Below are 21690 nucleotides of genomic sequence, written 5' to 3'. Positions count from 1 at the left end.
AATCCTCTCAGAATGGGCCTTCTTTATATTCAGTATTAACCGAAACCAAATGGCGAAAGCCTTTAGCGCTCGGCATATGATAAACCGTCAAGCCACGGCTAATTTTATGGCCAAACATTTTGCGGAGTAGTGCCGATGCCTTGCGGGTATCCGTCTGCTTCGGATTTAGTACGCCAATTTCATTCAGTACTTCACTGGCTGACACGTAGCGGCTTGGCAGCGCGCCTGGGTCGTATGAGGACAGAATCATCTCCTCAATACGATCTTTGCTGCGGAACGCGTCATTATGCTCACCAATAACACAGTTTTCCTGCTGGTCTAAATGCCAGGTTTCACCAGCGTTGATGCGTGCCAATGCTTCGGCCCAAACCTGCTGCATGTCAATTGAGTGCTGATAATTCACAGCAGCCACCTGGATTGGCCAGAAACGGCGGTTATTCGTGTCATCCATGAGGAATTGAACGTTGTTCACGCTGCCAAAAAAAGCTGTGCGGCGCTGGTAACGGTTTGCAGCCCTGGCGTAAGCCGGTCGTAGCTCGTCTTTGTCTTTGCTCAGGAACGCTTTCAGGCTCTCGATGTCCGATTTGCTGAACGTCGCGCCTATCTCGCCTAGTTCCACCAGCCATTTGCTGACCACTTGCAAAACGCTGTCTTTGTCATCCGGGTTGAGGGTTACGCCGTCAGCCTGAAAGTCTTTTGGGCAAAGTGTATTAAAGAACCGCGTTTTGCCCAGCCCACCCATAGGATCAACCAGTATCAGGACGTGTTCAAACTTGCTGGTTTTGCCACTCAGCAGGGCAATAGCACCAAAGAACCACTTGCGGAACAACGTCCAGCTAATTTCTGTCTTATCCTGGTCGGCCAACGTAAGGCAGTCAAACAGTTCGCGCAGGCGGCTTGTGCCGTCCCAGGGCTGCGATTTCACCCAATCCAGCGCGGGATTGTATGAATCTGCTGACGCCAGGTTATCTAGGTGGCTGGCTGCTGCTGTGTACGGGTAATCGTTGATGCGGCAAATGTCCTCAATCTTTGACAGGGACACGTTCCGTGCCAAGTCGCCGATTGGCAGGCTGCCGTTCACGCTAATCTCAACATCGCGTGATAACTCGTTGTACCGAACGCGAACACCATATGCTTTGAGAAGCCTTGATAAATTTTCCGCCGTACCTTTCGCTTTATGGAAAACCCATTCCTGCGTAACTTTATCCCGTTTCCAGTCTATATGGTCTGGATGGTAGATATCCCCTGGCGTTGGTAATGGCTTGTCTAACGGAATACATTCAACCGGTTCGGACATCATTTCAACCAGACTTTTACCACAGTGGTGGCCGTCACGAATCCTGGTTAAATAGTTGCTCCAGTTCTCTGGCTCGCGGTCAGGGATTCCTTTAAATAGGCGTGCTTCCTTAACTCCAGCCAAAGCCAGTTTTTCAGCGATGGCGTTAATTGTTATTGGCTCAATATCACCGGCCAAATATACCCGTGCAGACCGGCGACCATCGTCGATAATGCGTAGATTATCTAAATCAGCCAGTTGCCTTGGCCCAAGGTAGACAGGCGGTGTATCATCGCCAGCTATCTGTTTACCCATGCCTTCTTCCCAGCCCTTGGCATGACTCCAGGCGTCAGAACCGGCAAAAATAATGGCTTCCGTAAAAGGGTCTTTCGGTAATAGCTTGACGTTAGGCGCGTTTCTCATTTCGCACCCCGCGTTTTAACTCCAGATACATCGCCCATGATTCAGAATCGCTGATACGGAACGGCACCAGGCTATCAGCCATAGCGGCATGACGTGAAACAATAGTCCACGGGCGGTTTACACCTTCGCGGATGCACGCTTGCAACAATGATTGTGCAACCGCCATGCGCTGGGCGGTGAGTTCGCCAACAGTTAACTGGCGTAAGGGATTACGCAACAGGCCGTTATAATTACGGATTGCTTCGGCAGTGGTGACTTGTTTCATAAGCCACCTCAGCGCTGTACTGGCTGGCGGCTTTTCATCCAGGCCTCTACTTCGGCCTTATGCCACGCCACTCTTTTTGGACCTAACTGAACACGTGCAGGAAACATTCCTGACACTTCATAGCGCCAAATGGTCACACGGCTAAGAGTAGTTAATGCGCAGACTTGCTTTGTTGTTAACATTTCCATTTTACTGCCCTCAAACAGGGCCGGTGGAAATATGGTATGCAATGATATATAGTGATACTGCGTTATGAACCAACGCAACCATTGCAGCCATTCCACTGGCTTTTTTGGTATTCGGGGTCGATTCAGTCCGCGAAAACTTGTAATCGGCCCCACTCTTTTCAGAGCCCTCGGTACTGCTGGGGGCTCTTTTTTGTGCGTCTCGATAAGCACAGATTCAAGATAATACTTATTGTTTCACCATGCAATTTACCTAGGTAAAACAAGCATTTAACTACTTAAATGTTTATTTACAAAGGTAAATACCACCACCGCTAACTGCTTGTTTTATCTAGCCACAATCAATTTGTAATTTTTTGTAAATCTGAAAGTTTATCAACCCATTTATTTAGGGCGTCTAACTTTTCGGGCAGATACTGACTCCGATTGTAAATTGCCATGACACCCCCAAGCGCATGTCCTAACAGCCCCTCTACAATATGCGGCGCAACCCCCATATCATTAAGCGTGGTAGAAAACGTACGGCGAAGATCGTGAAGGGTCCACGGTTCTGAATGTCCCAGACGTTTGTAGATACTTCTTCCCCACTGACTGACAGCTTCGGGGTTCTTCAACTCACCGAGTAACAGGCCAGTATCTTTATGTTGCTCAATCAGGTCTAAGATAAACGGCCTTATGGATTCAGGTACGGGACGCACAATCTTTTCGCCACCTTTGGCATGTTCTTTAGGTACTGTCCAAATCCACGTTTTAACATCCCATTCCTTAGTTTCAGACAGGCGGACCTCATTGGTTCTAGCACCAAAGACCAGTAATGTTTTTAGCAATGCATTGTAATAGGGGAGAAAAAAGGTTTCAGACGTTATTGCATTACATATGTCTGCCAGTTCAGCTTCGCTATGCACACGGTCCCTTTTAGCTTGCTTTTGCCCTACATCAGGAATAGCCAAATCATCCAGAGCATTGCTGAACGCATACCGACGAACTCGGCAATATTTAAGGGCCTGCTTACACATCTGGAAAATGTAACCAGCAGCCACCGGAGATTTTTTCTTAGTTCTATCAAAGCATGAAAGCCAATGTTTGGTTTCGCATAGTGATAAAGGCATATCCCCTATATAGGGAAAAATGTGCTTATCCAATTGCGCCAGGTGCCTTTGATAGTTTGCCCGGTTATGAACAGCATAGTTGTCTACCCAGTACTGCAAAGCCTGCCTTACTGTCACGGGATTCAATGTTTCTGTCGATGTAAGTTTGTATTGATCTTTCGGGTCAAGATTGTCAGCAAGCCAAGACTTACATTTGTCTCTCTGTACACGTGCGGCAGATAACGACAAATCAGGGTAGCGGCCCAGCACAAGTGTTAATGGGTTAGTGCTTTTATGGGGGTTCCTGTAACGGAATAGCCATAAAAGGTTATTAGTCGGTCGCTTGTCATCATTGCCAGTCTGTTTCTGTGAAGGGGTCACACGTATGGACAGACCTGCACCATCAGCGATGGTTTTCGGTTTTGTGACATCAGCCCGCATTAAGGCGCGCAGTTTCATGTCTGATAATTTGTCATTGGCCATAATAGTTACACAAATAGTTACACTAAAGGCATGATAACCATTAAAACAAACTGAAACAATACGAACGAAAGCAATAAAAATAAACATCTAAAAATCAAGAGATTGGAATTACTTTAAATTACTCACGATGTTTCAAAGTGATTTATGATGATAAGCACACCTATAATACGGCATGAACTGATACTAGTCAGTTGCTTGCTTGATATAAAAGGCGCTCTTCGGCATGGGGAAGCGCCTTTTTTATTATCTGCGCCAACAGAACTCATTACTAATTCACCAGCCGTAGCGCAGGCCCTCCCGATAAACGCGCAGCACAGACCACCGCCATTATATTATCCACCAGCGCAGGCGCCTGCTGATAAAGATCGAAGCGTTGCGGATCGAGCAGCCAGTTTTTAATCAGCCCGGAAAAAGCACTGTGTAAAACAATTAATATCATCTCAATGTTTGTTTCGGCTGGCAATATATTGTTACGCACGCAGCACTGCAGGATGCCGCCAATGAGTGAATAATTAAAACCAATACGTTGGCGAATTTCGTATTCCGAAAGCATATCACTGGAAAACTCACAGCGCTGATAAAGAATTTGCATCAGAGCGCGCTGTCGAGGATTCGCAGCAATATAGCGCAGGCCTGCAATAAACCGCTCGCGTAAAGCATTTAGCGGCTCATGTTCGTACTCTATGGCCTGACTGGGCTGAATCAAATCTCTAAGCGGCGGCTGCTGCTGCCACATTTCATTAAACAGCTCCGTCTTACTGGCAAAATGCCAGTACACCGCGCCGCGAGTCACTCCCGCCGCATCGGCGATATCCGTCAGGGTGGTGTTGGTTACTCCGCGCAGGGCGAACTGCTGGATTGCGGACTCAATCAGGAGCTGCCGCGTGCGCTGCGCCTCTTCTTTTGTTTTTCTTGCCATACAAGGCCCCACTTCCCGATAAGCAGATAATATAGGATATTCTTAATTAGAATTAATCTAGCATTTGCCATGAAGTATTATTTAGCAAAAATGCAGACAAGTTAATCCTGATGAGAAAAGAGAATTAATTATTCAAGTGAATATCACCGAAAAATACATTCACTGAAACAATGTCTATTTATCAACTTTTACAATTGCGATAAATCGCAATACTACAGTGACCATTTTTTTGTTTTTGCGTGCCTTGCTGATTGCTTAAAAATAAGTATTTCTTACATCCAACGGCGTTTATTTGTAGGATGGCAAACTGCTTTTTGATTCCCTCTTTCTTTCACAGATTCGCCGCCTGATTGGGTACGTAATCTATAAGGAACCGCCATGACGACTCACGCCAGAGTGACACTTTTATCCGGTTTAATTATCTCGGCCTTATTGCTAACCGGTTGCGATAATTCTGACAACCAGCAACCCCATGCGCAGGCGCCGCAGGTGACGGTCCATGTCGTGAACAGCGCGCCGCTATCAGTCACCACCGAACTGCCGGGCCGAACCTCTGCTTTTCGCGTAGCGGAAGTCCGCCCCCAGGTGAGCGGTATCATCCTGAAGCGTAACTTTGTTGAAGGAAGTGATGTCGAAGCAGGCCAGTCGCTCTATCAGATCGATCCGGCGACCTACCAGGCGGCGTGGAACAGCGCCAAAGGCGATGAGGCCAAAGCCGAAGCCGCGGCCGCTATCGCCCATTTGACGGTGAAACGCTACGTTCCACTGCTGGGTACTAAATATATCAGCCAGCAGGAATACGATCAGGCAGTGGCCACCGCCCGCCAGGCCGATGCCGATGTCATCGCCACCAAAGCTGCCGTAGAAACGGCCCGTATCAACCTGGCCTACACCAAAGTAACCTCCCCCATTAGCGGGCGCATCGGTAAATCGAGCGTCACCGAAGGGGCGCTGGTCACCAACGGCCAGTCGGATGCCCTGGCTACCGTCCAGCAGCTCGATCCCATCTATGTTGACGTGACGGAGTCCAGTAATGACTTCATGCGCCTTAAGCAGGAAAGCCTGCAGCGCGGCGGTGATACTAAAAGCGTTGAGCTGGTCATGGAGAACGGCCAGGCCTATCCGCTCAAAGGTTCACTGCAGTTTTCTGACGTCACTGTTGATGAAAGTACGGGCTCAATTACTCTGCGCGCTATCTTCCCTAACCCGCAGCATGTCCTGCTGCCAGGGATGTTCGTCCGCGCCCGCATAGACGAAGGCGTCGATCCGCAGGCTATCCTGGTACCGCAGCAAGGGGTGACCCGCACGCCGCGTGGTGATGCCTCTGTGATGCTGGTGAATGACAAAAACCAGGTTGAAACCCGGGAAGTGGTCGCGACTCAGGCCGTTGGCGATAAGTGGCTTATCACCAGTGGGCTGAAGCCGGGCGATAAAGTGATTGTCAGCGGCTTACAGAAAGTCCGTCCAGGCGTCACTGTCAAAGCGGAAGCGGAGCGTGCGGCGCCGGCCGTGCAATAAGGATACCCAGCCATGTCTAAGTTTTTTATTCATCGACCGGTCTTCGCCTGGGTGCTGGCTATCATTATGATGATTGCCGGCGGCCTGGCCATTCTGCAGCTGCTGATAGCTCAGTACCCGACAATCGCCCCTCCTGCGGTAGCGATCTCCGCCACCTACCCCGGTGCAGATGCCCAGACCGTACAGGATACGGTAACCCAGGTTATCGAGCAGAATATGAACGGCATCGACAATCTGATGTATATGTCGTCGACCAGCGACTCTGCCGGTTCGGTAACCATTACGCTCACCTTTAAATCGGGTACCGATCCCGATATTGCCCAGGTACAGGTGCAAAACAAACTGCAGCTGGCCACGCCGCTGCTGCCCCAGGAAGTACAGCAGCAGGGGATTAGCGTCGAGAAATCCAGTAGCAGCTTCCTGTTGGTCGCCGGCTTTATCTCTGATAACCCGACCACCACCCAGGACGATATTTCTGACTATGTTGCCTCCAATGTCAAAGATCCTATTAGCCGCCTCAACGGCGTGGGCGATGTGCAGCTGTTCGGCGCGCAGTACGCCATGCGCGTCTGGCTGGATGGCAACCTGCTGAATAAATACAACCTGACGCCGGTGGACGTCATCAATGCGCTGCAGGTCCAGAACGATCAGATCGCCGCGGGTCAGCTCGGCGGTACGCCAGCGCTGAAAGGCCAGCAGTTGAACGCGTCAATCATCGCTCAGACGCGGCTCAAAGATCCGCAGGAGTTTGGCAAGGTCACGCTGCGGGTCAATGCCGATGGCTCTGTCGTCCATCTGAAAGACGTCGCCCGCATTGAGCTGGGGGGAGAGAACTATAACGTTGTCGCCAGAATTAACGGTAAACCTGCCTCTGGTCTGGGTATTAAGCTTGCGACCGGCGCCAACGCCCTGGATACCGCCACCGCGATTAAAGCGAAGCTGGCCGAGCTGCAGCCCTACTTCCCTCAGGGGATGAAGGTGGTCTATCCGTATGATACGACCCCTTTCGTCAAAATCTCCATTCACGAAGTGGTCAAAACGCTTTTTGAAGCAATTATTCTCGTCTTTCTTGTCATGTATCTGTTCCTGCAGAACATGCGCGCAACGCTCATTCCAACCATTGCCGTACCCGTGGTGCTGTTGGGCACCTTCGCGGTATTGTCGATGTTTGGCTACTCCATCAACACGCTGACGATGTTTGGCATGGTGTTGGCGATAGGTCTGCTGGTCGATGACGCTATCGTAGTAGTGGAAAACGTCGAACGTGTGATGGTTGAGGAGAAGCTCTCGCCAAAAGAAGCGACGGAAAAATCTATGTCGCAGATCCAGGGAGCGCTGGTGGGTATCGCCATGGTGCTCTCCGCAGTATTTGTCCCGATGGCCTTTTTCGGCGGCTCAACCGGCGCGATTTATCGTCAGTTTTCAATCACCATCGTCTCCGCCATGGCGCTCTCCGTGCTGGTTGCGCTGGTACTGACTCCGGCGCTCTGCGCCACGTTGTTGAAGCCAGCCTCAGCTGAACACCATGAGAAAAAAGGATTTTTCGGCTGGTTTAACGCCCGCTTCGACCAGAGCGTTAACCACTATACCAACAGCGTCAGCGGTATTTTACGTGGAACTGGCCGTTATCTGGTGATCTACCTGCTGATCGTCGTGGGGATGGCCGTGCTGTTCATGCGCTTGCCCACGTCCTTTCTGCCCGACGAAGACCAGGGCGTCTTCCTGACCATGATCCAGCTGCCGTCCGGTGCTACCCAGGAGCGCACGCAGAAGGTCCTGGATACGGTGACCGACTACTACCTGCATAACGAGAAGGCCAACGTCGAAAGCGTCTTTACCGTTAACGGCTTCAGCTTCAGCGGCCAGGGACAAAACTCCGGTATGGCGTTTGTCAGCCTGAAGCCCTGGGAAGCGCGCAGCGGCGATGAAAACAGCGTGGAGTCCATCATCAAGCGGGCCACCGTAGCCTTTAGCCAGATCAAAGACGCCATGGTTTTCCCGTTCAACATGCCAGCCATTATTGAGCTGGGTACCGCCACCGGCTTCGACTTTGAACTGATCGACCAGGGCGGACTCGGTCATACCGCTCTGACCCAGGCGCGCAATCAACTGCTGGGCATGGTGAAACAGCATCCGGATCAGCTGGTTCGGGTACGCCCTAATGGGCTGGAAGATACCCCTCAGTTCAAACTGGATGTCGATCAGGAAAAAGCGCAGGCGCTGGGCGTATCGCTCTCCGATATCAATGAAACGATATCAGCCGCGCTGGGCGGATACTACGTCAATGACTTTATTGACCGCGGCCGCGTGAAAAAAGTGTACGTTCAGGCTGATGCCCACTTCCGTATGCTGCCGAGCGACATTAACAACATGTATGTTCGTAGCGCCAACGGCGAAATGGTGCCGTTCTCCGCCTTTGTCACTTCACGCTGGATATATGGCTCGCCGCGCCTGGAGCGCTACAACGGGTTGCCATCTATGGAGATCCTCGGCGAAGCTTCGCCAGGCAAAAGTACCGGGGAAGCCATGGCGCTGATGGAAACGCTGGCCAGTAAACTGCCGAGCGGCATCGGTTATGACTGGACCGGGATGTCTTACCAGGAACGGCTCTCCGGCAACCAGGCGCCTGCGCTCTATGCCATCTCGCTGATCGTCGTATTCCTGTGTCTGGCGGCGCTGTATGAGAGCTGGTCGATCCCCTTCTCAGTCATGTTAGTGGTTCCGCTGGGGGTCATTGGCGCGCTGTTAGCCGCCACGCTGCGTGGGCTGAATAATGACGTTTACTTCCAGGTCGGACTCTTGACCACGATCGGTTTGTCGGCCAAGAATGCGATCCTGATCGTCGAGTTCGCCAAGGATCTGATGGAGAAAGAAGGGAAAGGGATCATTGAGGCCACGCTGGAGGCATCGCGGATGCGCCTGCGGCCTATTCTGATGACCTCTCTGGCCTTTATTCTCGGGGTCATGCCGCTGGTGATTAGCCATGGTGCCGGCAGCGGGGCGCAGAATGCGGTTGGCACCGGCGTGATGGGCGGGATGCTGACCGCGACGCTGCTGGCGATCTTCTTTGTTCCGGTGTTCTTCGTGGTCGTTAGACGACGCTTTACCCGGCACGCTGAATAACTCGGCTATGTCTTGAAGGCGCCCCTTGCGGGCGCTTTTTTTCGCATGCAATATTGGCAGCCAGCTAAACGCGCCACAGTCTGGCAACCGCCATCGCACGCAGCATCGCTGAATCACAATCTTTCTCTCCATCTTTTCTGCATATTCCCGGGCTTATCTTCACGATATTTACGCGGCTCATATATTGAGATGATTTCGGCCTCCGGCCCGGACAATTCGCGGTGATAAAATAAGCCATTCCGTTCTGCACTGGCTTTCAGTACAACCCAGCGGATTATCCAGAGGTAATATCATGAAAAAGTATTTAATCGTGGCGCTGCTGGCCTCTCTACTGGCAGGCTGTGCCCATGACTCTCCCTGCGTACCGGTTTATGACTCGCAAGGCCGCTTAGTCCATACCAATACCTGTATGAAAGGCACAACAGAAGACAACTGGGACACGGCAGGCGCGATCGCCGGGGGGGCCGCCGCGGTAGCCGGCCTCACGTTAGGGATCGTCGCACTGACCCGCTAGATCGCTTCCCCAACCGCAGATACAGGTATATCCCCTGTATCTGCTCCACTCCATTCCCCAAAGTAAGCGATCATTCAGGCTCTTCCTGACGATAGTTCGCCAGCTTTCTTAGCCGTTGTTGTTGCCAGAGACCGCTGGCAATGAGTCGTCCATCGCTATCGGCAAACTTTTCAGATTCAGGGTTCAGAACCAACAAACACCAAAGGCCCGGTCGAAGAGCGGGCCTTTGCTCTGATGGTGAGCAATGATGGCGAACGTCCTGTCCCTCTCTCCGGACCGTTGCTGCGCAATGTTCATATCGATGCCAGTTAGATTTTCCCTGGGCAGCAAAGAAGCTCATCGGCAAACAACAGATAACACAAAAGCAAAAGGCCCAGTCTTTCGACTGGGCCTTTTGCTTTATTTGATGCCTGGCGATTCCCTACTCTCACATGGGGAGACCCCACACTACCATCGGCGCTACGACGTTTCACTTCTGAGTTCGGCATGGGGTCAGGTGGGACCGCCGCGCTATTGTCGCCAGGCAAATTCTTTACAACGTGCCGAACTTTAACCTAAAAAGTGGTGCTGATACCCAGAGTCGAACTGGGGACCTCACCCTTACCAAGGGTGCGCTCTACCAACTGAGCCATATCAGCACGCTAAATTTGATGCCTGGCAGTTCCCTACTCTCACATGGGGAGACCCCACACTACCATCGGCGCTACGGCGTTTCACTTCTGAGTTCGGCATGGGGTCAGGTGGGACCACCGCGCTAGTGCCGCCAGGCAAATTCTGTTTTATCAACACGTCTCACCAACGTATCGATTAATCTGTATCAGAGCTGAAAATTCTCTCAATCCGCCAAAACATCTTCGGCGTTGTAAGGTTAAGCCTCACGGTTCATTAGTACCGGTTAGCTCAACGCATCGCTGCGCTTACACACCCGGCCTATCAACGTCGTCGTCTTCAACGTTCCTTCAGGAGACTTAAAGTCTCAGGGAGAACTCATCTCGGGGCAAGTTTCGTGCTTAGATGCTTTCAGCACTTATCTCTTCCGCATTTAGCTACCGGGCAGTGCCATTGGCATGACAACCCGAACACCAGTGATGCGTCCACTCCGGTCCTCTCGTACTAGGAGCAGCCCCCCTCAATTCTCCAGCGCCCACGGCAGATAGGGACCGAACTGTCTCACGACGTTCTAAACCCAGCTCGCGTACCACTTTAAATGGCGAACAGCCATACCCTTGGGACCTACTTCAGCCCCAGGATGTGATGAGCCGACATCGAGGTGCCAAACACCGCCGTCGATATGAACTCTTGGGCGGTATCAGCCTGTTATCCCCGGAGTACCTTTTATCCGTTGAGCGATGGCCCTTCCATTCAGAACCACCGGATCACTATGACCTGCTTTCGCACCTGCTCGCGCCGTCACGCTCGCAGTCAAGCTAGCTTATGCCATTGCACTAACCTCCTGATGTCCGACCAGGATTAGCTAACCTTCGTGCTCCTCCGTTACGCTTTGGGAGGAGACCGCCCCAGTCAAACTACCCACCAGACACTGTCCGCAACCCCGGTAAGGGGCCAACGTTAGAACATCAAACATTAAAGGGTGGTATTTCAAGGTTGGCTCCACGCAGACTGGCGTCCACGCTTCAAAGCCTCCCACCTATCCTACACATCAAGGCTCAATGTTCAGTGTCAAGCTATAGTAAAGGTTCACGGGGTCTTTCCGTCTTGCCGCGGGTACACTGCATCTTCACAGCGAGTTCAATTTCACTGAGTCTCGGGTGGAGACAGCCTGGCCATCATTACGCCATTCGTGCAGGTCGGAACTTACCCGACAAGGAATTTCGCTACCTTAGGACCGTTATAGTTACGGCCGCCGTTTACCGGGGCTTCGATCAAGAGCTTCTCCTTACGGATAACCCCATCAATTAACCTTCCGGCACCGGGCAGGCGTCACACCGTATACGTCCACTTTCGTGTTTGCACAGTGCTGTGTTTTTAATAAACAGTTGCAGCCAGCTGGTATCTTCGACTGGTCTCAGCTCCATCCGCAGGGACTTCACCTACACACCAGCGTGCCTTCTCCCGAAGTTACGGCACCATTTTGCCTAGTTCCTTCACCCGAGTTCTCTCAAGCGCCTTGGTATTCTCTACCTGACCACCTGTGTCGGTTTGGGGTACGATTTGATGTTACCTGATGCTTAGAGGCTTTTCCTGGAAGCAGGGCATTTGTTACTTCAGCACCGTGGTGCCTCGTCATCACACCTCAGCCTTGATTATCCGGATTTGCCTGGATAATCAGCCTACATGCTTAAACCGGGACAACCGTCGCCCGGCTAACATAGCCTTCTCCGTCCCCCCTTCGCAGTAACACCAAGTACAGGAATATTAACCTGTTTCCCATCGACTACGCCTTTCGGCCTCGCCTTAGGGGTCGACTCACCCTGCCCCGATTAACGTTGGACAGGAACCCTTGGTCTTCCGGCGAGCGGGCTTTTCACCCGCTTTATCGTTACTTATGTCAGCATTCGCACTTCTGATACCTCCAGCATGCCTCACAGCACACCTTCGCAGGCTTACAGAACGCTCCCCTACCCAACAACACATAGTGTCGCTGCCGCAGCTTCGGTGCATGGTTTAGCCCCGTTACATCTTCCGCGCAGGCCGACTCGACCAGTGAGCTATTACGCTTTCTTTAAATGATGGCTGCTTCTAAGCCAACATCCTGGCTGTCTGTGCCTTCCCACATCGTTTCCCACTTAACCATGACTTTGGGACCTTAGCTGGCGGTCTGGGTTGTTTCCCTCTTCACGACGGACGTTAGCACCCGCCGTGTGTCTCCCGTGATAACATTCTTCGGTATTCGTAGTTTGCATCGGGTTGGTAAGTCGGGATGACCCCCTAGCCGAAACAGTGCTCTACCCCCGAAGATGAATTCACGAGGCGCTACCTAAATAGCTTTCGGGGAGAACCAGCTATCTCCCGGTTTGATTGGCCTTTCACCCCCAGCCACAAGTCATCCGCTAATTTTTCAACATTAGTCGGTTCGGTCCTCCAGTTAGTGTTACCCAACCTTCAACCTGCCCATGGCTAGATCACCGGGTTTCGGGTCTATACCCTGCAACTTAACGCCCAGTTAAGACTCGGTTTCCCTGCGGCTCCCCTATACGGTTAACCTTGCTACAGAATATAAGTCGCTGACCCATTATACAAAAGGTACGCAGTCACACCCGAAGGTGCTCCCACTGCTTGTACGTACACGGTTTCAGGTTCTTTTTCACTCCCCTCGCCGGGGTTCTTTTCGCCTTTCCCTCACGGTACTGGTTCACTATCGGTCAGTCAGGAGTATTTAGCCTTGGAGGATGGTCCCCCCATATTCAGACAGGATACCACGTGTCCCGCCCTACTCTTCGAGTTCACAGCCTGTGCATTTTGGTGTACGGGACTATCACCCTGTACCGTCGGACTTTCCAGACCGTTCCACTAACACACAAGCTGATTCAGACTCTGGGCTGCTCCCCGTTCGCTCGCCGCTACTGGGGGAATCTCGGTTGATTTCTTTTCCTCGGGGTACTTAGATGTTTCAGTTCCCCCGGTTCGCCTCGTTAACCTATGTATTCAGTTAACGATAGTGTGACGAATCACACTGGGTTTCCCCATTCGGACATCGCCGGCTATAACGGTTCATATCACCTTACCGACGCTTTTCGCAGATTAGCACGTCCTTCATCGCCTCTGACTGCCAGGGCATCCACCGTGTACGCTTAGTCGCTTAACCTCACAACCCGAAGATGTTTCACTTCTGATTGCGAAAATTTGAGAGACTCGAACACACATTAACTGTGTGTCGTTTCAATTTTCAGCTTGATCCAGATTTTTAAAGAGCAAAATTTCACAATGCACTTCGCAGTACATTTTGAAATTTATTATTTATCAAACAATCTGTGTGGACACTACAAAGGCAGGTTCTTTAAGGTAAGGAGGTGATCCAACCGCAGGTTCCCCTACGGTTACCTTGTTACGACTTCACCCCAGTCATGAATCACAAAGTGGTAAGCGCCCTCCCGAAGGTTAAGCTACCTACTTCTTTTGCAACCCACTCCCATGGTGTGACGGGCGGTGTGTACAAGGCCCGGGAACGTATTCACCGTAGCATTCTGATCTACGATTACTAGCGATTCCGACTTCATGGAGTCGAGTTGCAGACTCCAATCCGGACTACGACATACTTTATGAGGTCCGCTTGCTCTCGCGAGGTCGCTTCTCTTTGTATATGCCATTGTAGCACGTGTGTAGCCCTGGTCGTAAGGGCCATGATGACTTGACGTCATCCCCACCTTCCTCCAGTTTATCACTGGCAGTCTCCTTTGAGTTCCCGGCCTAACCGCTGGCAACAAAGGATAAGGGTTGCGCTCGTTGCGGGACTTAACCCAACATTTCACAACACGAGCTGACGACAGCCATGCAGCACCTGTCTCACAGTTCCCGAAGGCACCAATCCATCTCTGGAAAGTTCTGTGGATGTCAAGACCAGGTAAGGTTCTTCGCGTTGCATCGAATTAAACCACATGCTCCACCGCTTGTGCGGGCCCCCGTCAATTCATTTGAGTTTTAACCTTGCGGCCGTACTCCCCAGGCGGTCGATTTAACGCGTTAGCTCCGGAAGCCACGCCTCAAGGGCACAACCTCCAAATCGACATCGTTTACGGCGTGGACTACCAGGGTATCTAATCCTGTTTGCTCCCCACGCTTTCGCACCTGAGCGTCAGTCTTTGTCCAGGGGGCCGCCTTCGCCACCGGTATTCCTCCAGATCTCTACGCATTTCACCGCTACACCTGGAATTCTACCCCCCTCTACAAGACTCTAGCCTGCCAGTTTCGAATGCAGTTCCCAGGTTGAGCCCGGGGATTTCACATCCGACTTGACAGACCGCCTGCGTGCGCTTTACGCCCAGTAATTCCGATTAACGCTTGCACCCTCCGTATTACCGCGGCTGCTGGCACGGAGTTAGCCGGTGCTTCTTCTGCGGGTAACGTCAATCGATGAGGTTATTAACCTCACCGCCTTCCTCCCCGCTGAAAGTGCTTTACAACCCGAAGGCCTTCTTCACACACGCGGCATGGCTGCATCAGGCTTGCGCCCATTGTGCAATATTCCCCACTGCTGCCTCCCGTAGGAGTCTGGACCGTGTCTCAGTTCCAGTGTGGCTGGTCATCCTCTCAGACCAGCTAGGGATCGTCGCCTAGGTGAGCCATTACCCCACCTACTAGCTAATCCCATCTGGGCACATCTGATGGCATGAGGCCCGAAGGTCCCCCACTTTGGTCTTGCGACGTTATGCGGTATTAGCTACCGTTTCCAGTAGTTATCCCCCTCCATCAGGCAGTTTCCCAGACATTACTCACCCGTCCGCCGCTCGTCACCCGAGAGCAAGCTCTCTGTGCTACCGCTCGACTTGCATGTGTTAGGCCTGCCGCCAGCGTTCAATCTGAGCCATGATCAAACTCTTCAATTTAAGTTTGATGCTCAAAGAATTAAACTTCGTAATGAATTACGTGTTCACTCTTGAGACTTGGTATTCATTTTTCGTCCGAGGACGTTAAGAATCCATGTCACTTTGAGTGCCCACACAGATTGTCTGATAAATTGTTAAAGAGCAGTTGCGACGCGCTTTAGCGCTCTGTCGCGAGGTGGCGTATATTACGCTTTCCTCTTTCAGAGTCAACCCGTTTTTCAGGATTTTTCTCTGCAACCGAACCGGCTGTTTGTGTGAAGTGATTCACATCCGCCGTGTCAGTGGGTGCGCATTATAGGGATCCCATTTTTTTGCACAAGCCTTTTTTCGATCTTTTTTTCTGAATGGTGATTTTTCACCCTTTTCGCCGTGTAATTGCACGATTTGCTCAATTTTCACCGTTTTCAGGGGTTGCACAGAGAGATAAAAGCCACCAAAGTCTTCTTACGTTCCCGTATTTTGAGGTCTATATGTCTGCTCAGCTGCGCCCCTACAAAGCATTTTTCCCACAAATCGGTCTTCGCGTCATGATTGACGCATCCAGCGTTGTCATCGGCGATGTCAGAATTGCCGATGACGTCAGCGTCTGGCCTCTGGTGGCCATTCGCGGCGACGTCAACTATGTATCGATAGGTCAACGCAGCAATATTCAGGACGGTAGCGTTCTCCATGTGACCCATAAGTCCTCTTATAAGCCGGAGGGAAATCCGCTGATCATTGGTGAGGATGTAACTGTTGGTCATAAAGTGATGCTGCACGGCTGCACTATCGGCAACCGCGTACTGGTTGGTATGGGTTCGATCTTATTAGATGGTGTCGTCGTTGGCGATGACGTCATGATTGGTGCGGGCAGTCTGGTTCCGCAGAACAAACAGCTGGAAAGCGGCTACCTTTACTTTGGCAATCCGGTCAAACAGATCCGCCCCCTGACAGAGGCGGAACGGGAAGGACTCAAGTATTCAGCAAATAACTATGTGAAATGGAAAAATGAGTACCTGGATCAGGATAACCAGATCCAGCCCTGAGCATCTTCCTGACCATCGCGGATCAATGCTTCTGCCTCTTCCTCTAGATCCCAACGATGTTCCTGGAAGGCGGCCAGCCACTGCGCTGGCCCCTCTGCGCCGAAACGCTGCTGCAAGATTTGCCCTGAAATTGCGCAGGTTAATTGCATCCCATTCACCAGCGCGGGAAAAACCACGCCCTGCCGTTCGGCATCCCATGATTCCCGGTCAGGAAACTGAATCGCCTGATTCATGCATTCAGTTCCTGCTGCAGCGTTTCAATGACCGGAGCGATAGCCGGCAGAACGCCGTGCCATAGCAGAACAGCATGGGCGGCTTGCGCCACCAGCATTCCCAGCCCATCGGCACAGTGGACTGCGCCATATTGCTGGCACCAGTGAAGAAACGGTGTCGGCCCTTTCTGGTAAAACATGTCATAGCAATATACGTCAGCGTTGACAATAGATGCCGGGATAGCTGGTACATCACCGTCTATTCCACTGGACGTCGCATTGACGATCAGATCGAATGTTTCCCCGGATAAGGTATCCATCTCCCTTGCGCTAACGCTCCCGGTATGGGCGAAGAGAGTGGCTAACTCACGGGCACGAGAATAGGTGCGATTCACGATCGTGACGGCGCATCCCAGCGACAGAAGCGGCAAAAGAACCCCGCGAGATGCCCCACCAGCACCAACCAGCAGGATCCGTTGGCGTGGCTTAATGAATCCCAGGCGTTCCAGATCGCTCAGAAGACCAATACCGTCGGTATTGTCCCCCAGTAAACGGCCATCTTCCAGGCGTTTCAGGGTGTTTACTGCTCCCGCCAGCGCTGCGCGTTCTGTCAGTTCGTCGGCACGCGCAAAGGCTTCCTCTTTAAAAGGAACGGTGACGTTGGCCCCCTTTCCTCCTTCTGCAAAGAACTGATTCAGAGAAGAGACAAAATCGTCCAGCGGCGCCAGTACACGTCCATAAGGATGAGTAATTCCTAACTGGCGGGCAAACAGCTGATGAATAGCAGGCGACTTGCTGTGCGCGATCGGATTACCAAAAACGGCATAGGTTTCCATGGTTCACCCCTGGCGGAACAGTTCACCCGTCAGGGCATCACGGATTTCAGATGGGTTTTGCCGGCCGCCCGTGGCGCCATCCACCACCGGGAAGCTGTCGCCAAACTGAGCATGGACCTCTGCGGTAGTACGGCACGGTGGTTGCCCGGTGAGATTGGCGCTGGTCGAAACCAGTGGTTTTCCGTAGGCTTCGCACAATTCGATTACCAGCGGATGGTTAGTCACGCGTACGGCCAGTGAATCAAAACGTCCTGTCAGCCAGCGCGGCGTTTCAGGACGCGCCGGGAATACAAACGTCACCGGTCCCGGCCAGCAAGAGAAGATGGCTTCCCGCTGTGAGTCACTTAACCGTGAATCATCAATATAGGGCTTCAGTTGCTCAAAGCTGGCGGCGATAAGGATCAATCCTTTCTCAACGGGACGCTGCTTCAGCTCCAGCAGGCGCATAACGGCCGTTTCGCTGTCAGGGTCGCAGCCGACGCCAAACACGGCTTCGGTGGGATAGGCGATGACATGTTCATTTTTCAGGACCGCCACGGCATGGGCGACGGCTTCTGAGGGCAGGTTATTGTTCACTGATTTATTCCGCCGGGATCGGCTTTCCACATTGTTTACTGGCACAGAAGCGTCTGAGCCCCTGCGCCGTCTTCTTTTCTATTAACAGCGGGTAATGGCATTCAGGGCATTCGCCCGCCACCGGTTTAAAATTGATAACGAACTGGCAATCAGGATAGCGATCGCAGGAGTGAAAGGTTTTACCGAAACGGGAACGACGCTGGACCAGATGGCCTTGTCCGCACTGCGGGCAAGCGATAGCCGTCTCATCGGGTTTATCAATCAGCTCGGTATGTTCACATTCCGGATAGCGGCTACAGCCAATGAACATCCCAAAACGCCCCTGGCGTAACACCATAACCGCACCGCACGATGGGCACTCTTGCCCCTCCAGCACCTTAACGATATGCCCGTCCGCCTGGCTTTTCAGGGGACGAATATAGTCACAGTCCGGATAATGCGAACAGCCGAGAAACGGGCCATGTTTCCCGGAACGGATCACCAGTTCGGCCCCGCACTGCGGGCAGGGCTCATTTTTACGCACCGAAAACAGTGCTGATTTGGTCATAACAACTCGATGTTGCTGCAAAAAGATTAATGCAGCATACCTTCATTTACTTCGAAGAGTAATTCTTCCATTTGCTGATAGGCGTTTTCACAGCCCGGAATATTGAACAGTACCATCAGGATGACCCATTTCAGGTCTTCCAGCTCAAATTCTGCCGTATCCAGCGCCAGTACGCGCTCTATCACCATTTCTCGCGTTTCGAGGTTCAACACCTGAATCTGCTCGAGGAAGAGTAAAAACCCCCGGCAACTGGCATCCAGACGCTGGCACTCCTCTTCGGTATATACCCGAAGAGAGAGCGGGTCGGAAGCGAGCTGCATGGGTTCAACGAGACCTTCCTGATAATCAGCCAGTTTCTCGAGCCACATTAACGCGTTATAGATGTCTTCCCGCTCAAAACCCGCATCGGTAAGATCCCGCGTCAGTTTGTCCTGATCCACGCGCATTTCTGCTTCGCTATGGATGTAAGTTTCAAACAAATACATGAGTACGTCGAACATGGCTTGCCCTCCTTAATCGGACATAGCCGCCGGGTACAGCTGCGATCCAGCCTGCTAACTCCAGTTCAAGTAGCTGAGCTACGGTTACTGGCACAGATTGGCCGGCACGTTCAGCGACAACGTCAACAGGTGTTACCTCATCTCCTACGTTAGCCAGGAGCTCCGGAAATGGCAATGCTACAGACGGCTGATCGACGCAAATATTTATCGAATCAGACGTATCAGTCAGCCAGGCCAGCTCGTTATGCCAGTATTCCACAATATCCTCTGGCGAGGTCACTGGCACCGCGCCTTGCTTAATTAACCAGTGCGGGCCTTCCGATCCCGGATTGCCTATCGGGCCAGGCAGGGCGAACACATCCCTTCCCTGCTCCAGGGCGCAGCGGACGGTGACCAGCGATCCGCTTCGCAACGCCGCCTCAATCACCAGCACGCCCAGGCTTAAGCCGCTGATAATCCGGTTGCGCCTGGGGAAATGTGCGGGAAGCGGCGGCGTAACAAGTGGAAATTCAGATACCAGCGTACCGCCATTGTCGATGATCTGCCGGGCGAGAGTTGCATGGCGCCGCGGATAAACCTGACTCAGCCCATTGCCCAGTACCGCGATAGTTTTACCCTCCGCCGCCAGCGCGCCGCGGTGCGCGACCCCGTCAATGCCTAACGCCAGCCCACTGGTGATGGTAATCCCTTTCTGCGCCAGCGTTTCGCTGAACAGTTTCCCCCAGCGGGCGCCATACCAGGAGTGCGAGCGACTGCCAATAACGGCAAGCTGCGCGCTGTGAAGCAGGGCGAGGCCGCCGCTGACCAGCAACGCGCCGGGGTAATCAGCGATAGCCTTTAACCGCAATGGATAGCGCGGATCGTCACCCCGTAACAAATGATGATCCGGTTGTTCCAGCCAGCGCCGCGTCTCGTCAAGCTCATGCTCGTCAAGCCGGAAAAATAACTTTGCCTGCGCCGCGGTCATCCCGACGGCATGCAGCGCTTCACGATCAACGCTGGCGGCTGCGCATAAGCGCTGAGCGATCTCTACCATCCTGTCGCCATACAAGCTACTGACCTTCATCAGCCGCAGCCAAATCTCGTCGGGCGTCATCCTTACCCCCTGCCATAAGCGGTATTGACAATCTTTGCGATTGGACAGTGAGACTGTCAATTGCAGGGGGTTTTGTCTAGAATAGAGCTAATAATCTTATCAACTCCTGAATACGACTCTGGAACTTTATGGCAGTTTTGCAAGTGTTACATATTCCGGACGAGCGCCTTCGCAAAGTCGCCGAGCCGGTCAAAGAAGTGAATGCGGAAATTCAGCGTATCGTCGATGATATGTTCGACACCATGTACGCCGAGGAAGGCATCGGTCTGGCCGCAACCCAGGTCGATATCCATCAGCGCATTATCGTTATTGATGTGTCGGAAAATCGTGAAGAGCAGCTGGTATTAATTAACCCGGAAATGCTGGAGAAAGATGGCGAAACCGGTATTGAAGAAGGCTGCTTGTCCATTCCTGAACAGCGCGCCCTGGTGCCGCGTGCGGAAAAAGTGAAGATCCGGGCACTGGATCGCGATGGTAAGTCGTTTGAACTGGAGGCCGATGGCCTGCTGGCTATCTGTATCCAGCATGAAATGGATCACCTGGTCGGCAAACTGTTTATTGACTATCTGTCACCACTCAAACAACAGCGCATTCGTCAGAAGGTAGAGAAACTGGATCGTTTACGTTCCCGTGCCTGATAACAAGGAATACCGTGTCACAATCACTACGTATCATTTTCGCCGGCACCCCTGATTTTGCAGCGCGTCATCTTGATGCGCTGCTGTCGTCTGAACATCAGGTTGTTGGCGTATTCACTCAGCCTGATCGCCCTGCTGGTCGCGGCAAAAAATTGATGCCAAGCCCGGTAAAAGTGCTGGCAGAAGCCCATAACTTACCTGTGTTCCAGCCATCCTCCCTGCGTCCGCAGGATAACCAGCGGTTAGTCGCCGATCTCGGCGCCGATATTATGGTGGTAGTGGCGTACGGTCTGATTCTGCCTAAAGCGGTGCTGGAGATGCCCCGTCTGGGCTGTATCAACGTTCACGGCTCGCTGCTACCGCGCTGGCGTGGTGCAGCGCCTATTCAGCGTTCACTGTGGGCGGGGGATAGCGAAACTGGCGTAACCATCATGCAGATGGACGTCGGCCTTGATACGGGGGATATGCTGTATAAGCTTTCCTGCCCCATTACCGCAGAGGATACCAGCGGCAGCCTGTACGATAAGCTGGCCGAGCTCGGCCCTCAGGGGCTGCTGGCAACGTTAGCCCAGCTGGCCAACGGCACCGCACGGCCTGAAGTACAAGATGAATCGCTGGTGTGCCATGCCGAAAAGCTGAGTAAAGAAGAGGCTCGTATCGATTGGTCGCTTTCCGCTGCGCAGTTGGAACGCTGCATCCGCGCGTTTAATCCGTGGCCAATGAGCTGGCTGGAAATTGACGGACAACCGGTAAAAGTGTGGCGAGCATCGGTCATCGCCGAAGCCGCTCACGCCGAACCGGGTACTATCGTAGCAGCAACCAAACAGGGTATTCAGGTCGCCACGGGGGATGGAATCCTCAGCCTGGAGTCGCTACAGCCTGCGGGTAAAAAAGCGATGAGCGCCCAGGACTTACTCAATTCCCGCCGGGAGTGGTTTATCCCTGGCACCCGTCTCGCCTGA

At 52.5% G+C, this 21690-nt stretch carries 17 protein-coding genes, 1 tRNA gene and 4 rRNA genes; 6 read left to right on the top strand and 16 right to left on the bottom strand.

Annotated features, from left to right (window positions below; all coding sequences use genetic code 11):
• Nucleotides 1–7 precede the first annotated feature (7 nt).
• The 5 genes from ACR809_RS02250 to envR form a co-directional block, all read right to left on the bottom strand.
• Nucleotides 8–1699 (bottom strand): VapE domain-containing protein, encoded by a 1692-nt coding sequence (locus ACR809_RS02250; protein WP_205841477.1) that lies wholly within the window; start codon nucleotides 1697–1699, stop codon nucleotides 8–10.
• Entirely contained in the window at nucleotides 1683–1964 is a 282-nt protein-coding gene (locus tag ACR809_RS02245) for a hypothetical protein (RefSeq protein WP_122051046.1), read from the bottom strand. Before ACR809_RS02245 ends, ACR809_RS02250 begins: the two co-directional genes overlap by 17 nt.
• Nucleotides 1965–1972: 8 nt before the next feature.
• The gene (locus ACR809_RS02240) at nucleotides 1973–2146 is read right to left on the bottom strand and encodes a helix-turn-helix transcriptional regulator (RefSeq protein WP_223168433.1); all 174 of its coding nucleotides are present in this window, start codon (nucleotides 2144–2146) and stop codon (nucleotides 1973–1975) included.
• 344 nt (nucleotides 2147–2490) lie between these two features.
• Nucleotides 2491–3720 carry a tyrosine-type recombinase/integrase gene (locus ACR809_RS02235; protein WP_122051639.1) on the bottom strand — a complete coding sequence of 410 codons (1230 nt, stop codon included), beginning with the start codon at nucleotides 3718–3720 and terminating at the stop codon, nucleotides 2491–2493.
• Between the two features lie 268 nt (nucleotides 3721–3988).
• The gene (gene envR / locus ACR809_RS02230) at nucleotides 3989–4639 is read right to left on the bottom strand and encodes an acrEF/envCD operon transcriptional regulator (protein WP_004150972.1); all 651 of its coding nucleotides are present in this window, start codon (nucleotides 4637–4639) and stop codon (nucleotides 3989–3991) included.
• A 378-nt stretch (nucleotides 4640–5017) separates the two neighbouring features.
• Between envR and ACR809_RS02225 the strand changes: the two genes are divergently transcribed.
• From ACR809_RS02225 to ACR809_RS02215, 3 genes are all read left to right on the top strand, one after another.
• The gene (locus ACR809_RS02225) at nucleotides 5018–6157 is read left to right on the top strand and encodes an efflux RND transporter periplasmic adaptor subunit (protein ID WP_002919101.1); all 1140 of its coding nucleotides are present in this window, start codon (nucleotides 5018–5020) and stop codon (nucleotides 6155–6157) included.
• Between the two features lie 12 nt (nucleotides 6158–6169).
• Nucleotides 6170–9280 carry an efflux RND transporter permease subunit gene (locus ACR809_RS02220; protein ID WP_122051045.1) on the top strand — a complete coding sequence of 1037 codons (3111 nt, stop codon included), beginning with the start codon at nucleotides 6170–6172 and terminating at the stop codon, nucleotides 9278–9280.
• A 292-nt stretch (nucleotides 9281–9572) separates the two neighbouring features.
• On the top strand, nucleotides 9573–9794 hold the full coding sequence (locus tag ACR809_RS02215; protein WP_004206262.1) for a membrane protein: 222 nt from the start codon (nucleotides 9573–9575) through the stop codon (nucleotides 9792–9794).
• 408 nt (nucleotides 9795–10202) lie between these two features.
• Here ACR809_RS02215 and rrf (ACR809_RS02210) read toward each other — a convergent pair.
• The 5 genes from rrf (ACR809_RS02210) to ACR809_RS02190 form a co-directional block, all read right to left on the bottom strand.
• A 5S ribosomal RNA gene (rrf, locus tag ACR809_RS02210) occupies nucleotides 10203–10318 on the bottom strand.
• Nucleotides 10319–10356: 38 nt separating this feature from the next.
• A tRNA-Thr gene (locus ACR809_RS02205) sits at nucleotides 10357–10432 on the bottom strand.
• A 14-nt stretch (nucleotides 10433–10446) separates the two neighbouring features.
• Nucleotides 10447–10562 (bottom strand): 5S ribosomal RNA (rrf, locus tag ACR809_RS02200).
• 96 nt (nucleotides 10563–10658) lie between these two features.
• Nucleotides 10659–13560: ribosomal RNA gene (locus ACR809_RS02195) — 23S ribosomal RNA — on the bottom strand.
• A 198-nt stretch (nucleotides 13561–13758) separates the two neighbouring features.
• Nucleotides 13759–15298, bottom strand: a 16S ribosomal RNA gene (locus ACR809_RS02190).
• The 16S, 23S and 5S rRNA genes sit together here with 1 tRNA gene alongside, the layout of an rRNA operon.
• A gap of 470 nt (nucleotides 15299–15768) precedes the next feature.
• On the opposite strand from ACR809_RS02190, the gene ACR809_RS02185 reads away from it, so the two are divergent.
• Nucleotides 15769–16323, top strand: coding sequence for a gamma carbonic anhydrase family protein (locus ACR809_RS02185; RefSeq protein WP_002919123.1), 555 nt, complete (start codon nucleotides 15769–15771; stop codon nucleotides 16321–16323).
• Here ACR809_RS02185 and ACR809_RS02180 read toward each other — a convergent pair.
• Genes ACR809_RS02180 through dprA form a run of 6 tightly spaced genes read right to left on the bottom strand, consistent with a single transcriptional unit; the run spans nucleotide 16299 to nucleotide 20090 of the window.
• Nucleotides 16299–16556 (bottom strand): DUF1488 domain-containing protein, encoded by a 258-nt coding sequence (locus tag ACR809_RS02180; RefSeq protein WP_002919125.1) that lies wholly within the window; start codon nucleotides 16554–16556, stop codon nucleotides 16299–16301. The two genes, ACR809_RS02185 and ACR809_RS02180, sit on opposite strands and share 25 nt — an antisense overlap.
• Complete coding sequence (aroE, locus tag ACR809_RS02175; protein WP_002919126.1) at nucleotides 16553–17371, bottom strand: shikimate dehydrogenase; 819 nt, start codon at nucleotides 17369–17371, stop codon at nucleotides 16553–16555. The genes ACR809_RS02180 and aroE overlap by 4 nt, the downstream gene beginning before the upstream one ends.
• Before the next feature lie 3 nt (nucleotides 17372–17374).
• Entirely contained in the window at nucleotides 17375–17947 is a 573-nt protein-coding gene (tsaC, locus tag ACR809_RS02170) for an L-threonylcarbamoyladenylate synthase type 1 TsaC (protein WP_002919132.1), read from the bottom strand.
• Between the two features lie 4 nt (nucleotides 17948–17951).
• A complete protein-coding gene (locus ACR809_RS02165; protein WP_004145330.1) occupies nucleotides 17952–18494 on the bottom strand; it encodes a DNA topoisomerase family protein in 543 nt (180 codons plus the stop codon).
• Nucleotides 18495–18520: 26 nt separating this feature from the next.
• On the bottom strand, nucleotides 18521–18994 hold the full coding sequence (gene smg / locus ACR809_RS02160; protein ID WP_002919137.1) for a DUF494 family protein Smg: 474 nt from the start codon (nucleotides 18992–18994) through the stop codon (nucleotides 18521–18523).
• The gene (gene dprA, locus ACR809_RS02155) at nucleotides 18966–20090 is read right to left on the bottom strand and encodes a DNA-protecting protein DprA (RefSeq protein ID WP_064188822.1); all 1125 of its coding nucleotides are present in this window, start codon (nucleotides 20088–20090) and stop codon (nucleotides 18966–18968) included. Before dprA ends, smg begins: the two co-directional genes overlap by 29 nt.
• 128 nt (nucleotides 20091–20218) lie before the next feature.
• Between dprA and def the strand changes: the two genes are divergently transcribed.
• The gene (gene def / locus ACR809_RS02150) at nucleotides 20219–20728 is read left to right on the top strand and encodes a peptide deformylase (RefSeq protein ID WP_004889527.1); all 510 of its coding nucleotides are present in this window, start codon (nucleotides 20219–20221) and stop codon (nucleotides 20726–20728) included.
• Nucleotides 20729–20742: 14 nt separating this feature from the next.
• On the top strand, nucleotides 20743–21690 hold the full coding sequence (fmt, locus tag ACR809_RS02145; RefSeq protein WP_004150007.1) for a methionyl-tRNA formyltransferase: 948 nt from the start codon (nucleotides 20743–20745) through the stop codon (nucleotides 21688–21690).

Origin of the sequence: Klebsiella sp. CD33 (assembly GCF_051992865.1) — a bacterium.
Classification (GTDB): Bacteria; Pseudomonadota; Gammaproteobacteria; order Enterobacterales; family Enterobacteriaceae; genus Klebsiella; species Klebsiella pneumoniae.
Note: the sequence above shows the minus strand (reverse complement) of the source record. Positions and strands in the feature narration are given on the sequence as shown.

Excerpts from the sequence above, each read along its gene's own strand:
- ACR809_RS02250 (WP_205841477.1), bottom strand. The coding sequence starts at position 1,699 with ATGAGAAACGCGCCTAACGTCAAGCTATTACCGAAAGACCCTTTTACG.
- ACR809_RS02245 (WP_122051046.1), bottom strand. The coding sequence starts at position 1,964 with ATGAAACAAGTCACCACTGCCGAAGCAATCCGTAATTATAACGGCCTG.
- ACR809_RS02240 (WP_223168433.1), bottom strand. The coding sequence starts at position 2,146 with ATGTTAACAACAAAGCAAGTCTGCGCATTAACTACTCTTAGCCGTGTG.
- ACR809_RS02235 (WP_122051639.1), bottom strand. The coding sequence starts at position 3,720 with ATGGCCAATGACAAATTATCAGACATGAAACTGCGCGCCTTAATGCGG.
- envR (WP_004150972.1), bottom strand. The coding sequence starts at position 4,639 with ATGGCAAGAAAAACAAAAGAAGAGGCGCAGCGCACGCGGCAGCTCCTG.
- ACR809_RS02225 (WP_002919101.1), top strand. The coding sequence starts at position 5,018 with ATGACGACTCACGCCAGAGTGACACTTTTATCCGGTTTAATTATCTCG.
- ACR809_RS02220 (WP_122051045.1), top strand. The coding sequence starts at position 6,170 with ATGTCTAAGTTTTTTATTCATCGACCGGTCTTCGCCTGGGTGCTGGCT.
- ACR809_RS02215 (WP_004206262.1), top strand. The coding sequence starts at position 9,573 with ATGAAAAAGTATTTAATCGTGGCGCTGCTGGCCTCTCTACTGGCAGGC.
- ACR809_RS02185 (WP_002919123.1), top strand. The coding sequence starts at position 15,769 with ATGTCTGCTCAGCTGCGCCCCTACAAAGCATTTTTCCCACAAATCGGT.
- ACR809_RS02180 (WP_002919125.1), bottom strand. The coding sequence starts at position 16,556 with ATGAATCAGGCGATTCAGTTTCCTGACCGGGAATCATGGGATGCCGAA.
- aroE (WP_002919126.1), bottom strand. The coding sequence starts at position 17,371 with ATGGAAACCTATGCCGTTTTTGGTAATCCGATCGCGCACAGCAAGTCG.
- ACR809_RS02165 (WP_004145330.1), bottom strand. The coding sequence starts at position 18,494 with ATGACCAAATCAGCACTGTTTTCGGTGCGTAAAAATGAGCCCTGCCCG.
- smg (WP_002919137.1), bottom strand. The coding sequence starts at position 18,994 with ATGTTCGACGTACTCATGTATTTGTTTGAAACTTACATCCATAGCGAA.
- dprA (WP_064188822.1), bottom strand. The coding sequence starts at position 20,090 with ATGACGCCCGACGAGATTTGGCTGCGGCTGATGAAGGTCAGTAGCTTG.
- def (WP_004889527.1), top strand. The coding sequence starts at position 20,219 with ATGGCAGTTTTGCAAGTGTTACATATTCCGGACGAGCGCCTTCGCAAA.